Source organism: Gillisia sp. CAL575 (genome assembly GCF_000403785.1).
In the GTDB taxonomy this organism is placed as follows: Bacteria; Bacteroidota; Bacteroidia; order Flavobacteriales; family Flavobacteriaceae; genus Gillisia.
Map to the genome: position 1 here is coordinate 110994 of NZ_APHJ01000039.1, position 15523 is coordinate 126516.

The window sequence follows — 15523 nt, forward strand, 5'->3', positions numbered from 1 at the left end:
AGCCCAAAAATATTTTTGGGCTTTTATTTATTTAATGCCTTTATAATATTTATAAAGGTCATAAATACCAAAGGCCATAAAGCCTAATGCAATTATATATCCAAAGGTATTATCCTCCTGTACAATGGTACTTAGACTATAAAGTTTATAACCACCATAAACAAAAAATAAAATTCCTAATACTAGATTCCAGATATTCCGATTTTTAGGGATACTATTCTCCATCCTTAAAGTCTTCTGGGAAAGTGGATTTAGAAATCTCTAAGGCTTCCTTTAAATGTGAGCTAATCACAAATAATTGAACTTGCCCTGGTAAACCTCCTCCAAACCCGGCTCGAAGTCCAGAATCGAAATTATTTTTCACCATATTGGATAAACCTGCTTTATTAAAAATTTCTTGTAAATACTGGACATTAGTTTCTGGTCCAGTATATACATGCTCGTAACCTTGATCTTCGCTCATCATGTAATATTTAGAAGAACTAAGTTAGTTATAGAAATCTGAATAAGTAGAGATTTAAATATTTTTATACAACTAAGCATTATAAAAATTACTCCTCCATATGGCTTCACTAAAATTTTTGCCTTTTTTGAATCCATAAAATAAAGCCAGTCCAGCAATCCATTTAAACATAAATAAAAAGATCACCAAAAATTCTGTCGTTGTCTGGTTCTGGCTAAACATTCCATCAGGGATGAGAGTAGTAAGTAGAAGGCTTATTGACAGTAAGAGAATAAGAAAATTTTCTAATTGTTTAAAAGGCCACATCATTAGTTTTCTGAAAGGATGTAAGTCTTTTCCCCAAGAATGGATCAAATAATAATATTGGTTCCCGATTGGGGCAAATAATAAGGGATCATCTGCATTCTTAAGTTTGAATAGTTTTGCAGGCGCCATTATTTTGAAACCCTCCAGCTTTGTTTTATGAGTTTTTTCTAAGTGTTTTATTTTAGAGATCGCTTCATAAGGGAGTTCTGCCTTAAAATAAGTCGAACTTAAAAACCGCAACCGGTAATCTATGCAAATCTTTTCAATATCTGAAAGATGATAAATCCTTGAGGTTTCTAAGAAATCTAATTGGAAATTATTTGATTCAGATTCAAAGCCTTCTGTAATACTTTTTAGAATGAGATTATCTTTGGACTCTTCTATAGCAAAAATCTGCTGCACCTCATTTAATAAATGCAGTTCTGAAATTCTCTTATTTCTATTTTGTAGAATTTTATCAGGAATATGTGTGCCTTGCAGTTCCATGTTTAAAATAATTAGTTGAATCTAATTTAACTAATTGATTCTTAATTAACAACGGCTATCTAAAACTTTAATATTTGTGGAACATTTTTTTATTTTTTGAAGTTGAAACCAAAAAAGTAAAGCGTCCTTTTCAATCAAGAAAAGGACGCTCTTTAAATAATTATATTATAAATTATCTCAACTCTGCTTGCAATTCTTTCTCGAAGCGTTGTTTAAGTTTACTCATAACTTTATCTACTTGTTTATCTGTAAGCGTGTTATTTTCATCTTGAAATTTGAAACTTACGGCATAACTTTTTTTACCTTCTGGTAATTTATCTCCTTGATAAACATCAAACAAATTCACCGATTGCAACAAGCGCTTTTCTGTTTGATTAGCAATATCTTCTATTTGTTTGTAGTTCACAGAATTATCTATTAACAAAGCAAAATCTCTACGAACTGCAGGAAATTTTGGAATTGCAGCGAATTTTGTTTTCTGATTTTTTGCGGTTTCCTGTACTAGATCCCAATTAAAATCTGCAAATAAGACCTCTTGTTGAATTCCAAAATGTTTAAGAATAGATTTTTTGATCACTCCAAATTCTACCAGTTTGGCTTTTCCAGAGCTTATAGAAATTCCTTCAGAAAAAATATCAGATTTTACTTCTCCTGTTTTAATAGAATTAATTCCTAATCTTTCCAAAATACGCTCAATTGTTCCCTTTATATAAAAGAAATTTCCGCTGTTGTTACTTGTATTCCAGCTTTCAGAAAACTTATTCCCAGTGACAAAAAGGCTAAGATGCTTATTTTCTATTCTTCCACTTTCGTAATTATGGTAGGTTTTACCAAATTCAAATAACTTTAAATCTGCCTGTTTTCTATTGATGTTATAGCTCACTGCCTCTAATCCAGAAAACAGCAAAGATTGTCTCATTACTGAGAGATCCTGACTTAAAGGATTCAGCATTACTACATTTTGTTCATCCTTTAACTGCTCAGATAATTTTATATAGGTTGGGGTGGTCAATGAATTTGCCATGGTTTCAAAAAAACCTTGACCCACTAATTGGTTGGCAATTAGATTTTGAAGCTTATAATCTTCAAATTTTCCTGAATTTGCTATTGAGGCATTAAGCTTAGTTCCAGATTCTATATTATTATATCCGTAAACTCTTAAAATCTCTTCAATCACATCAGATTCTCTTTGAACATCTACCCTAAAAGACGGAATGGTTAAGCCCATTCCAGATTCGGTAATATTGTTCACTCGAATTTCCAAAGAAGCCAAAATAGATTTGATAGTTTCTTCGGCTAAATTTTGCCCAATAAGTTTATTAACCTTCTCAAATGTTAAGAAAACTTGAAAATCTTCTATTTTTTTAAAATACAGATCATCTATATCACTGGTAATTTCTCCACCAGCAACTTCTTTAATCAAGATAGAGACTCTTTTTAATGCATATTCGGTTATGTTAGGATCAATACCTCGTTCAAATCTAAATGAGGCATCCGTATTTAAACCGTGACGTTTAGCCGTTTTACGAACACTTACAGGATTAAAATACGCACTTTCTATAAATAATTTCGTAGTGTCTTCCGAAACTCCACTATTAATACCGCCAAATACACCTGCGATACATAAAGGTTTTTCGGAATCACAGATCATTAGATCTTCAGCATGAAGTTCTCTTTCTACTTCATCTAATGTGGTAAATTTAGTTCCGGCTTTCAAAGTTTTAACATGAATCTCGTTTCCAACAATCTTTTCAGCATCAAATGCGTGCAAAGGTTGTCCCAACTCGTGCATTACGTAGTTTGTAGCATCTACTATATTGTTCTTAGGATTTATCCCGATGGCTTTTAATCTATTCTGAAGCCATTGCGGGGAGTCTGAAACTTTGATTCCAGAAATTGTAACTCCGCAATATCTTGGCGCTAAATTAGAATCTTCTACATGAATAGGAATTCTTAAACTTCTGCTATCCACGTGGAAACCACTAACAGATGGGGTTATAAGTTCTAAGCTTAAGTCTTGTTGTTGGTAACCTGCTTTAAGATCTCTCGCAACACCCCAGTGACTCATAGCATCTGCACGATTTGGAGTAAGTCCAATTTCAAATACTTGATCATTTTCAATTTCGAAGATCTCTGCAACTGGCATTCCGGGGGTAAGATTTTCTTTTAGGACCATAATTCCGTCATGACTGCTTCCTAGTCCCAATTCGCTTTCCGAACAAACCATTCCGTGACTAGCCTCTCCTCTAATTTTTCCTTTCTTAATCTCCCAAGCTTCGCCTTTTTCGTCATAAAGTGTAGTGCCAATGGTGGCAACAGGTACCTTCTGGCCAGCAGCAATATTAGGCGCGCCACATACTATTTGCAATACTTCATCACTTCCAACATCTATCTTACATAGTTGTAATCTATCTGCGTTTGGATGAGGAATGCAACTTAAAACATGTCCTGTAACAATACCCTCTAAAGCGCCTTTGATGCTTTGGAAGTTATTGATCCCCTCTACTTCCAGACCTAAATCTGTTAATAAATAACCCGTTTCTTCAGGGTTTTTAGGAAGTTTAATAAATTGTTTAAGCCAGTTATATGAAATTTTCATCGAATAGGTTTTTCAAGCTGCAAAGATAGTATTACCAAAGGTATTGACATAATTACAAAATTGTTTTTTAACGAGTTTTATGCCAAAAGTAAAGGAGACGATTTCGTCTCCTTTGTAATTAAAATCTTCTAAAATTACATTATTCAGATTTATTATAATTTTGTACAGTTGCTTTTTCCCATTTATCTGATCCATCCTCTTGTTGGAAAACCACCCATTCTATTGAGTTATTTGAATTTTTCATTACTTCATGACGCACATTATGAGATTCACCTTTTCTGTCTACATAGCTTTCCATGAGTTCAACCTTGTTATTTCCTAGATCTTTTACTTTCATATGAGAAATGTTGATACCAAAAGGATCTGTTGGGTTAATAAAAGCCATATCGTAGGTGTCTTCTAAAGCATCATATACTACAATTCTCTTTCCAACAGGAGTATTGCCTAGGTTGTAGTAGTTAACAGTTAATATATTTCCGCTTTCATCATAGCTAGAAGAGCTGCGAAAAGTATTTTCATTAATAATCTTATCATCTTTGTAGTTAGAAACAGCGACATTATAATCACCTTGCATGAATTCAAACTTTTTATGCTTGTTTTCTATTTTTGCGAGCTTCGTTTTAGAAGCTCGAAATATTTCTACATCAAGATCTTCTTCGCTGTTTTCAGTTAAAGCAATAGATTTCAGAAGATTTGTTTTAGCTTCTTCCTTATTTCCCATTTCCAATAATAAGTCTGCATAAGAATCGTAAGGATTAGCCTGATCGCTATATTCTTTAATTTGAGCTTCAAACACCTGTTTTGCGGCATCCAAATCTTGATCTTCTAGCATCAAGGTATAACCAAAAATATTGAGAGGCTCTTGAAAGCCGTTGTAATTTTTGTCTGCATTAAGCTTTTCATACATTTTAAGGCTTTGGTCAATACCATTGGCTTTATATTCTTCGTGTAACTGATCTGATAAATTTGCATCAGATTTTTCTTGCCCTAGAACTATAGGACTTAGGCTTATAAGCAATACGCCTATAAACCACTTAAGGTTTAAATGTGCTCTCATGATTTTAATTTAGTATTAGTATTAAAATATTTTTGGGAGGAAGAAATTTGAACTCAGAATGTTAGATTGGATCTTGTTTTTTAGGGTAGGAGTGGCGATTGCTATTTATACTAATCGCAGGGACTTAAAGTTACGAAATTAGTTTCAATAACCTAATAATCAGTATTTAAGAATATTACCATGTGAGTTTTAACTAATATAATTCCAGATATTTTTATGCTTTGCAACTTGTTGGTAGGTGTATTTAACCATTTTATGTTCTGGCATTTCAAGGTTTGGATCCTCTGTAAGTAATCGTTTAGCGTAATCTCTGGCAGTTTTAAGAATTTGATTATCTTTTACAATATCTGCAATCTTTAAATTAAGAACTCCACTTTGTTGAGTTCCCATAAGATCTCCGGGGCCTCTTAATTTTAGATCTACTTCTGCAAGTTCAAAGCCATCATTAGTGCTCACCATTGTTTGGAGACGAGTTTTACTATCTTCAGAAAGCTTGTGTCCAGACATTAAGATACAGTAACTCTGCTCAGCTCCACGTCCAACACGACCCCGAAGCTGGTGCAATTGTGAAAGTCCAAAACGTTCTGAACTTTCTATAATCATTACACTCGCATTGGGAACGTTCACGCCAACTTCTATTACTGTAGTCGCCACCATAATTTGAGTATCCCCATTTATAAAACGATCCATTTCATAATTCTTATCTGCAGATTTCATTTGTCCATGCACTATGGAGATCTGATATTTCGGCATTGGAAATTCTCTCGAGACACTTTCGTAACCATCCATCAAATCTTTATAATCCATTTTTTCTGATTCCTGAATTAACGGATAAACGATATAAATTTGCCGTCCTTTTTCAATTTCATCTCTAATAAATTTAAAGACTTTTAAACGATTACTATCAAATCTATGAACTGTTTTTATGGGTCTTCTTCCTGGAGGAAGTTCGTCTATTACAGAAACATCCAAGTCGCCATATAAACTCATTGCAAGAGTTCTTGGAATTGGTGTTGCAGTCATCACCAAAATGTGTGATGGAAGCTCATTTTTTTTCCATAATTTAGAACGTTGTTCTACTCCAAATCTGTGCTGCTCATCGATGATTGCAAGGCCTAAATTTTTAAATTTTACCTTATCTTCTAGTAGGGCATGAGTGCCAATTAAGATGTCTAATTCACCATTTTCTAACTTTTCGTGAATTTCTCTTCTCTTTGAAGCTTTAGTTGATCCAGTTAATAGTTCTATACTGGTATTCAGTTCTTTACATAAATCAATTAAGCCAGTATAGTGCTGTACTGACAAAATTTCAGTAGGAGCCATTAAGCAAGCTTGAAATCCGTTGTCAAGTGCTATTAACATTGACATCAAGGCTACTATGGTCTTCCCAGAACCCACATCACCTTGTAAAAGTCGATTCATCTGTGCTCCGCTTCCAAGATCACTCCTAATTTCTTTGATCACCTTCTTTTGAGCACCGGTTAATTCAAAGGGTAAATGTTCACTATAAAAGGTTTCAAAATTCTCTCCAATCGTATCAAAAATATAACCCTTAATTCTCTTTTTATGGAGCATGTTTTTAACCAAAAGTTGTAGTTGAATATAAAATAATTCTTCAAATTTTAGTCTAAATTGTGCTCTTGCTAATAGCTCCTGGCTTTTCGGAAAATGAACATTAAAAAGCGCTTCTGCACGCGAAATTAATTTTAGATCTTCATGAATATTTTGAGGTAAGGTGTCATAAAATTTTCCTTTGGTTTCAATAAATAATTGTTGCATTAATTTATTGATCACTCTATTCGTAATTCCTTTATTGGTTAGTTTTTCTGAAGAGGGATACACAGGCTGCATTGCAGTGCGTAAACTTTTTTCATGCTCCTCTAGCAATTCCATTTCTGGATGTGGCATACTAAAAAGTCCATTAAACCAATTTGTCTTTCCAAAGAGTACATAAGGAACATTGAGCTTTAAATTCTCCCGAATCCATTTTTGACCCCTAAACCAAACCAGCTCCATTTTTCCAGTTTCATCTACAAAATCGGCCACTAGTCGTTTTCCTCTTTTTTGTTCAATAGTTCTAAAAGCAACAATTTTACCCACGACCTGAACTTCTGCTGAATTTTGCTGAAGCTGATTTATTTTATAATATTTGGTTTTATCCAGATATCTGTTGGGAAAGAAATTTATAAGGTCTTGGTAGGTATGAATGCCTAATTCTTTTCTAAATAGCTCTGCCCGGCTTGGGCCAACTCCTTTTAAATAGTCTATTGGGGTTTGTAGCAAATTGGCATTCATAAAACGAAGATATCAAATTCCTTTTTTAATCCCTCATGGAGGGTCTGATTCTGTGAGGTTTTTCTAGATCTTAACTAAATTCGTTTAGCTAAGGTTTAGAATTTAATAAAGAGATTGCGTAATTTGCTTTTCTATTGAAGTCCCAATTCATGAAACAGATTCTCTTGTTGTTAGCTGTAGTATTCCCGCTCTTTGCATACTCTCAATATGATGGTTCCTTAGATCAAACTAAGAAAGTAGATTTTTTAAAAGTAGATGCTGAAATAAGTATTTTTCCGAAGGAGAAAAGTGTAGAAGGAGCAGCGAATTACCAATTTAAAATCCTTAGTCCGCAAGATTCTATTTTTATAGATGCTAAGAATATGGAATTTTCGTCTGTTCTTTTGAATGGAAAAAAGATTGAATACACCAATGATAAATCGAGACTTTGGATTAAATCTAATTTTTCTTCGAAAAAAGAGTATCAGCTTACTTTAAAATATTTTGCCCGGCCAGAACGAGCCATGTATTTTATTAATTGGGATTCTCCAAAAGATTCAGATATTAGTAAAGAGGTTTGGACGCAGGGACAAGGGAGAGATAACTCCAATTGGATTCCAAGTTTTGATGACATGACTGAAAAGTTGATTTTTAATCTAAGCTTTAATTTCAATAAAGAGTATCAAGTTATTTCCAATGGAGAATTGGTTAGCAAGGTAGCTATCAATGATTCTATAAGCCAATGGAAATTCCAGATGGATAAACCTATGAGTAGTTATTTGGTTGCCGTTGCAGTTGGTAATTATTCTAAACACATTTTAAAATCTGGAACTTCTGTTCCTATTGAGCTATATTTTAAGCCAAAAGATTCCCTTAAGTTAGAACCAACCTATAGATATACTCAGCAAATCTTCGATTTTTTTGAAGATGAAATAGGTGTTGATTATCCTTGGAAGAATTACAAACAAGTACCTGTTCAAGATTTTATTTTCTCTGGAATGGAAAATACAGGACTTACAATATTTTCAGATGCTTTCATGATTGATTCTACAGCTTTCATAGATCAAAATTATGTTTTTGTGAATGCTCACGAACTTGCCCATCAATGGTTTGGAGATATGGTTACAGAAACCAATGGGAAACATCATTGGTTGCATGAGGGGTTTGCTACGTATTATGCTTGGCTTGCGGAAAAAGAAATTTATGGTGAAGATTATTTTTATTGGAAATTGTATGAATCTGCAGAGGAATTAAAAGAATTAAGTGACACTGGGAAAGGAGAGTCATTAATGAGTACTTCAGCGAGTTCCCTAACATATTACCAGAAAGGAGCTTGGGCATTGCATATTTTAAAGGAGCGAATTGGGGAAGATAATTTCAAGGAAGCTGTCAAAAATTATCTTTTGAAGTATGCTTATTCGAATGTAACCACAGATGATTTTGTACGAGAAGTGGAGGATGCTTCTAAAATGGATGTTTCTACCTGGAGACAGGATTGGTTAAAACAAAGTGCTTTTCAAGGAACCGAAGCTTTGGCATCTTTAAAAAGATCTGAATTTATTACAAAGTATATGGAATTAGTTTCTTTAAGAGAAACTTCAATTCTTGCTAAAAAGGAGTATTTAGAGAAAGCTTTAGAATTTCCTGTGAATGAATATATAGGGCAAGAAGTTGTCTTTCAATTATCTGGTGAGAATGTCAATGAGACATTTTCACTATATAAAAAGGTGCTTAAATCTAATAACTTGAGGCTTAGACAAGCTGTTGCAGTAAGTATAGACTCAATTCCTTCAGAATTAAAATCGGAGTTTTTTCAGCTTTTAGAAGATGAATCTTATATCACAAAAGAAAATGCACTTTTAAAATCATGGCTTCAATTTCCAGAGGAAACAGAAAATCTGCTAAACAAAACTCAAGATGTTCAGGGCTTTCAGAATAAGAATGTAAGGCTACTGTGGTTAGTGATCAATTTAGTAAGTCCAAAGGTGACTTCAGAAAATAAATCATCTTATTATGATGAATTATCTGGTTACACAAACAAAACTCTTCCTTACGGATTAAGACAAAATGCATTTGGATATCTGTATCAGATCAATGCTTTTTCTGAACAGAATTTATTGGATCTTTTAGAAGGAGGGCAACATCCCAATTATAGGTTTAGAACTTATTGTAGAAGCTTATTGGATAAATTGCTGAAAGATAAAGAATATCGTACAAAATATGTAGCTTTAAGTGCTACTATGGAAAACCCGTACTTAGAATATTTAACCAAAAGATTAGAGAATTAATGCGAGCATTAGTAATTTCTGGAGGTGGTAGTAAAGGGGCATTTGCCGGGGGAGTTGCCCAGTATTTAATCGAAGAGATGGGCAATGATTACGATCTTTTCTTAGGTACTTCTACGGGGAGTTTATTGATCTCTCATTTAGCTCTAAATAAAACTCAGAAGATCAGGGAAGTTTATACATCTGTAAATCAAAATAGCATTTTTAGCAATAGACCCTTTCTAATTAAACGCAAGCATGGGCATGATCAAATTTCTATAGATCATTTTAATGTGCTTCGGAATTTTATGAGGGGTAAAAAAACCTTTGGAGAAAGCGAGAACCTCAAAAAATTGATCATAGATACTGTTTCTAGAGAGGAGTTTGAAGAATTGAAGGCTAGTGATAGGGATATTGTTGTAACGGTTTCTAATATCTCGTTAAATGAAATTGAATATAAATCTATTCATGATTACAGCTACGAGGATTTTTGTGAGTGGATATGGATTTCCTGCAATTACGTGCCTTTTATGAGTTTAGTTCAAAAAAATAGCTGTGAATATGCCGATGGTGGCTTTGGATCTATGGTGCCAATAGAAGAAGCTATAAAGCGAGGTGCAACCGAGATTGATGCGATTATTCTTCAAACAGAAGTGACCTACTTTAATAGATTACCCTCTAAAAATGTGTTTTCGCTAATCACTAATTTATTCAGTTTTATGCTGGATAGAATAGAGAACCAAAATATTAGAATAGGGAAATTTGCAGCGGTTAACAAGGATGTAATTATAAATTTCTATTACACACCCACTGTGTTAACAACAAATTCGCTTATTTTTGATAAGGTGAAGATGGAGCGTTGGTGGGAAAGTGGCTTTAGTTTTGCCAAATATAAAAATGAAGAATTAAATCAAATTGAACCCTAATGCGAGCATTGGTAATTTCAGGAGGAGGAAGTAAAGGTGCTTTCGCCGGGGGAGTGGCCCAATATTTAATGGAAGAAGAAGGTAGGAAATATGACTTATTTCTTGGGACTTCTACAGGGAGTCTTCTCATACCTCACTTAGCAGATGGCAACATTAAAAAAGTGTATGATATCTACACAAATGTTACCCAACGAAAAATATTTAACATTAACCCATTTGTGGTTAAAAAGAAAGATGGTAGGGAATATGTTACCATTAATTATTTTAATATGTTCCTTCAGTTTGCTAAGAAAAAAAGAACTTTTGGGGAAAGTAAAAATTTACGTAAAAACATAAAAAAAGATTTTTCAAAAGCAGATTTTGAATCTGTGAAAAATAAAGCTAAAGATGTAGTTGTAACAGTTTCCAACCTATCTAAAAATAGGGTAGAATATAAATCTATCCATGATTTTTCTTATGAAGACTTTTGCGATTGGATCTGGATCTCTTGCAACTATATTCCATTTATGAGTCTTGCTAATAAAAATGGATATGAGTATGCAGATGGTGGATTAGGTTGCGTTGTGCCTATTCGAGAGGCTATTAAACGAGGCGCTACTGAAGTAGATGCAATTATTCTTGAAGCGGAGAATATGGAATATAACAAAGTGCTTGGAAAAAATCCTTTTTCTCTTATGATCAATCTCTTTGGATTTTTATTGGATCAGGTAGAATATCACGATGTGGTGGAAGGTAAACTTGCCGCTATGAACAAAAAAGTAAAACTGAACACTTATTATACACCGGTTCAATTAACTGAAAACTCCTTGGTTTTTAATAAAAAAGCGATGACCTCTTGGTGGCAACAAGGATTTGACTATGCTATGGAGCGTGGAATCCAAAAGAAAAATGACCAAGCTCAAGCTATATCTTTCAAAAAGATACTTTAAGACCAATTGATAAAAGTAAATATTAGAGTAATAAGTAGTTTGCTACTAAAAAACTCCAATATTATAACTTAAATGGGTTCTAAATTGTATTTCTAAGTTCCTTCTTAATATAGTCTAAAGCAGCTTCTGTTGGCGGTGTTTGATTCATTAATGCATTTAAAATATCCTGCCTTAGTTCATCTGCATTTGTAACATCTTCCTTTTTAGCAGTTTTTCGAATAATACCTATTGTAGCATTTTTAGATGTTTTTATTACATTCCAGCATTCTGGAGAAAGATAGATCTGCTGTGCTAAATTATGATCGAACTCTTGATCTATAGTTTGAACAAGCATATCCTCATACGCTAATAGGTCATTAGATTTTGGCTTTATCCGAAGCAGTAGTTTACCCATAGAAATTCTTTCTAAGAATAAGGCCATTCGTTCAAAGGCTTGTAATTTAATAGGTAATGCAATCTTTTGATTTTCTTGTCTTAAGAGATAAAGTCTTCTTTTTTCTTCATTAGAAATATGCATTTTAAAGAAATAGAAAGAGATTAAACCAACAATGACTGCCGGTAGTAGATAAAATAAAAGTTGAATGAGATTGATGTCGGTCATAATTAATCAGTATCGTATACAGAAGTTTCTTCAGTCTCTGCTTCTTTAGTTTTCACTTCTTTTCCCTTGGAAAATGTTCCGCCTAAGTGTGGGCAATCCATATGTTCCTGAACCGAGGTAAAGGCAACTGGGGTTTTACGGTATGCAAACGTTGAAGCTAGGGTCTTTGTTATATTTTTATCACTTAAATTAATATCTACATCTTCCATAGTGAATTGGGAAGGATGCTCGTATCCACACGCATGAGTGATCTCTAGCAATTCTTTTTTGAATTTGGTGAAATAATAATTTACTCTTTCAGACTTATCTTTCACATTTATTCCAGCTTGTAACCATTTATTATGAGTGGTTATTCCAGTAGGGCACGTATTATTATGGCAGGATTGTGCTTGGATACAACCAATACTCATCATCGCTTCGCGAGCAACATTTATAGAATCGGCTCCCATAGCGAAAGCCATTGCTGCTTTTGCCGGAAAACCAAGCTTCCCGCTTGCAATAAACACAATTCTCTCTGTAATCCCTTGCTTTTTAAAAACATTATATAAATCTGTAAACGCATTTATAAAAGGTAAAGAAACATGATCTGCGAAACTTGGAGGTGCAGCTCCTGTTCCACCTTCTCCACCATCTACAGTGATAAAGTCTGGGCCGCGATTGGTTTCTTTCATTAAGCTTGCTAATTCTTCCCATTGTTTTAATTGTCCAATAGCAGATTTTATCCCTACAGGTAGTCCAGTAGCTTCAGCTATTTTTTCAATAAAATCTACCATTTCAGGAACATTGCTAAAAGCTGAATGTGTAGGAGGAGATAAAATATCTTTTCCTAGTGGGACGTGTCTTATTTCGGCGATTTCTTTAGTGATCTTAGAGGCAGGTAATACTCCACCTTTACCTGGCTTTGCACCCTGAGAGAGTTTAACTTCAATAGCTCTTACCTGCGGATTCTCTTGTACTAATTTTATAATTTTTTCCATTGAAAAATTCCCGTCATCTCCACGAACTCCAAAATATCCAGTTCCAAAATGAAAAACAACATCGGCTCCCATTTTATGATATGGGGAAAGTCCACCTTCTCCAGTATTATGATAGGCATTAGCCAATAGGCAGCCTTTATTTAAAGATTCTACAGCCTTAGCAGAAAGGGAACCAAAACTCATTGCAGACACATTAATTATGGAGGCTGGTCTATATAATCTTCTCCTTTTATTAAACGATCCCATTACCTTAGCACAAGCAATAAAATTTGGATGTTTTGCGTTGGGATGATCTTTGCCAATCTTGAAAGCAAGCATGGAATTATTTATAAAAATATAGTTGGTTCTATAAATGTCTTCATCTGTACCAAAACCTTCATAGTTATTTTCGTTCTTAGCAGAAGCATAGATCCATCCTCGTTCATTTCTATTAAATGGAAGTTCTTCCCTATCACTTGCAACAATATATTGCCTTAGCTCTGGCCCTATACTTTCCAGAAAATAACGCAAATGGCCAACAACCGGGAAATTATGTTTAATTATATGTTCTTTGCTAAAAAAAACATCTTTAATAGCAACTAGGATAAGAAAAATAATTATCCATCCCCACCAAGGAATGCTTCCTAGCATATATAATATATCATTCATTCTAATTGTTTAAATAGTCTATAGCTAACTGGGACATTACTTTTACACCTAATAACATTCCGCTTTCATCAATAAAAAAGTCTGGGGTATGGTGGGGTGCAGACTCCGTTGCTCCTGGAGTTTGTCCTCCTAAGAAGAAATAAAATCCAGGAACTACTTCCTGAAAGAAGGAGAAATCTTCTCCACCCGTGGTAGCTTTAACAAGTTCTACTTTATCTTTTCCTGCAATATTCTGTAATGTGGGTAACATTTGGTTTGTTAGCGCCGGATCATTGTAGGTGATAGCGGTATTATTCTGAATTTCCAAGGTGGCATCTCCACCATAAGCTTTTGCAATTGCAGGAACCATTTCATTCATTCTTCTTAAAATGGTAGCTTTCATATCGGCATCTAAAGTTCTAATAGTTCCTATTAATTCTGCAGATTCTGGAATGATATTAAATCGTACTCCACTGGTAATTTTTCCAACTGTGATCACAGCTGCACCATCTACCAATTTAGCATCCCGACTTATTATCGTTTGTAAGCCGTCAATAATCTTTGCTGATATTAAAATAGGATCTGTACCGCTCCAGGGAGCAGAGCCGTGAGTTTGCTTTCCTTTTACATTAATCACAAAACGCTCTACAGCGGCCATGGTGCCTTCTGGTTTGTATCGAATTGTCCCTACTGGTGTACCAGAGTTTATATGTAATCCAAAAATAGCATCTACATCTGGATTTTTGAGAACTCCTTCTTCAATCATCACAGAAGCGCCTCCCTTTTCTCCGGGAGGTGGACCTTCTTCAGCGGGTTGAAATATAAATTTTATCGTACCATTAATTTTGTCTTTATTTTTAGAAAGAACTTCAGCAACACCCATTAATATTGCAGTGTGTGTGTCGTGCCCGCATGCATGCATTACACCTGTATTAGTTCCTAAAAAATCTGTAGTAACTTTAGATTTAAAAGGCAGGTCATTTCTCTCAGTTACCGGTAAAGCGTCAATATCTGCTCGTAAAGCAACTACTTTTCCAGGATTATCACCTATTAGAATTCCAACTACTCCCGTTTTGGCAACTCCTGTTTGTACCTCTAAACCGAGACTTGTTAGGTGTTTCGCTATTTTTTCAGCGGTTTTAAATTCACGATTAGAAAGTTCTGGATTTTCATGGAAATCTCTTCTCCATTCTATTACTTTAGACTCAATATCATTGATCTCAGCTTCTAGTTCTGGCTGCATCTGAGCCTGAATTCCAATGCTGAATAGGAAAGACAGGCATAATAAGCTATATTTCATAATTTTGTGTTTTGCTTAGAAGTTTATGAGCTGATACCCCTCATTTTGAAGTTGTACTAAAGCCGTCATTGCTGAAAGTGCTATCTTAATCTCTGGAAGTGCTTCAGCTTTGGTGATCTTTCTAGAAGCTGCAGTTTGGCCACATAGTATAACTTGTACTCCTTGATCTGACAATTGAGATATTAATTCGGCATTCGGGTTTGTAGAGATCTCAGGAAATTTCTCCTGATAAAACTCATTTTTTAAAATATCACTATATGCTGATGCATGAACTACTAAGGCAACTTTTATATTCTCTGAGGGAATTCCAGCTTCTCTATGCATATTAATGAACCTTGCTGCGGTTTCAATAAGTGCATTTGGCTTAGCCGGATCATCAAAACTTCTTGCTACATCAAATACCGCTTTGAATTGTGCAGTAGTATCTGTTTTGAAATCGGGATTAGTTACCGTAAAAACTTTCCCGTAATCCTTTATCACCTCTCCAGTATGAGCTTCTTGAGCATTAGTTAAGGAGGTGGTGACTAATGCTATTAGTAAAATTAATTGTTTAACCATTTATAATTTTTTTTAATAATTTGGAAGATATTTTCTAGAGATAAATATATTTAAAATAATAGGTATGTCATAATTTGCCGACTCTTTGTTTAAAAGTAAGACCAAAAGGAGTTTTAAAGTACATCTTAATTGGTTAAATTCACAGCTTAAAAGAAA

General features: G+C 34.2%; 13 protein-coding genes. 3 read left to right on the forward strand and 10 right to left on the reverse strand.

The genetic code is table 11. From position 1 onward, the window contains the following. Positions 1-27: 27 nt before the first annotated feature. From I130_RS13000 to recG, 6 genes are all read right to left on the reverse strand, one after another. Positions 28-225: a hypothetical protein gene (locus I130_RS13000; RefSeq protein ID WP_034923966.1), complete on the reverse strand. Its 198-nt coding sequence runs from the start codon at positions 223-225 to the stop codon at positions 28-30. After that, positions 215-463, reverse strand: a complete 249-nt coding sequence (locus tag I130_RS13005) for a DUF2007 domain-containing protein (RefSeq protein ID WP_034923968.1) — start codon at positions 461-463, stop codon at positions 215-217. Before I130_RS13005 ends, I130_RS13000 begins: the two co-directional genes overlap by 11 nt. A gap of 72 nt (positions 464-535) precedes the next feature. Continuing rightward, positions 536-1255 carry a hypothetical protein gene (locus I130_RS13010; protein ID WP_034923971.1) on the reverse strand — a complete coding sequence of 240 codons (720 nt, stop codon included), beginning with the start codon at positions 1253-1255 and terminating at the stop codon, positions 536-538. Positions 1256-1427: 172 nt separating this feature from the next. Further along, a complete protein-coding gene (pheT, locus tag I130_RS13015) occupies positions 1428-3854 on the reverse strand; it encodes a phenylalanine--tRNA ligase subunit beta (RefSeq protein ID WP_034923973.1) in 2427 nt (808 codons plus the stop codon). Between the two features lie 139 nt (positions 3855-3993). Further along, the gene (locus I130_RS13020) at positions 3994-4911 is read right to left on the reverse strand and encodes a tetratricopeptide repeat protein (protein ID WP_034923976.1); all 918 of its coding nucleotides are present in this window, start codon (positions 4909-4911) and stop codon (positions 3994-3996) included. 189 nt (positions 4912-5100) lie between these two features. Then, positions 5101-7206, reverse strand: a complete 2106-nt coding sequence (recG, locus tag I130_RS13025; protein WP_034923979.1) for an ATP-dependent DNA helicase RecG — start codon at positions 7204-7206, stop codon at positions 5101-5103. A gap of 149 nt (positions 7207-7355) precedes the next feature. On the opposite strand from recG, the gene I130_RS13030 reads away from it, so the two are divergent. From I130_RS13030 to I130_RS13040, 3 genes are read left to right on the forward strand one after another with little or no spacing between them, the layout of a single operon-like run. Then, a complete protein-coding gene (locus I130_RS13030) occupies positions 7356-9473 on the forward strand; it encodes a M1 family metallopeptidase (RefSeq protein WP_034923982.1) in 2118 nt (705 codons plus the stop codon). Further along, on the forward strand, positions 9473-10375 hold the full coding sequence (locus I130_RS13035; RefSeq protein ID WP_034923985.1) for a patatin family protein: 903 nt from the start codon (positions 9473-9475) through the stop codon (positions 10373-10375). The genes I130_RS13030 and I130_RS13035 overlap by 1 nt, the downstream gene beginning before the upstream one ends. Then, a complete protein-coding gene (locus tag I130_RS13040) occupies positions 10375-11304 on the forward strand; it encodes a patatin family protein (RefSeq protein ID WP_034923988.1) in 930 nt (309 codons plus the stop codon). Before I130_RS13035 ends, I130_RS13040 begins: the two co-directional genes overlap by 1 nt. 79 nt (positions 11305-11383) lie before the next feature. Here the strand turns inward: I130_RS13040 and I130_RS13045 are convergent, their stop codons facing one another. The 4 genes from I130_RS13045 to I130_RS13060 are packed head-to-tail and all read right to left on the reverse strand — an operon-like array spanning position 11384 to position 15367. Next, positions 11384-11905: a hypothetical protein gene (locus tag I130_RS13045; RefSeq protein ID WP_034923989.1), complete on the reverse strand. Its 522-nt coding sequence runs from the start codon at positions 11903-11905 to the stop codon at positions 11384-11386. A 2-nt stretch (positions 11906-11907) separates the two neighbouring features. Continuing rightward, complete coding sequence (locus I130_RS13050; protein ID WP_034923993.1) at positions 11908-13530, reverse strand: FMN-binding glutamate synthase family protein; 1623 nt, start codon at positions 13528-13530, stop codon at positions 11908-11910. A 1-nt stretch (position 13531) separates the two neighbouring features. After that, positions 13532-14809 (reverse strand): amidohydrolase, encoded by a 1278-nt coding sequence (locus tag I130_RS13055; protein WP_034923995.1) that lies wholly within the window; start codon positions 14807-14809, stop codon positions 13532-13534. Between the two features lie 15 nt (positions 14810-14824). Continuing rightward, positions 14825-15367: a DsrE family protein gene (locus I130_RS13060; protein WP_034923998.1), complete on the reverse strand. Its 543-nt coding sequence runs from the start codon at positions 15365-15367 to the stop codon at positions 14825-14827. Positions 15368-15523: the final 156 nt, after the last annotated feature.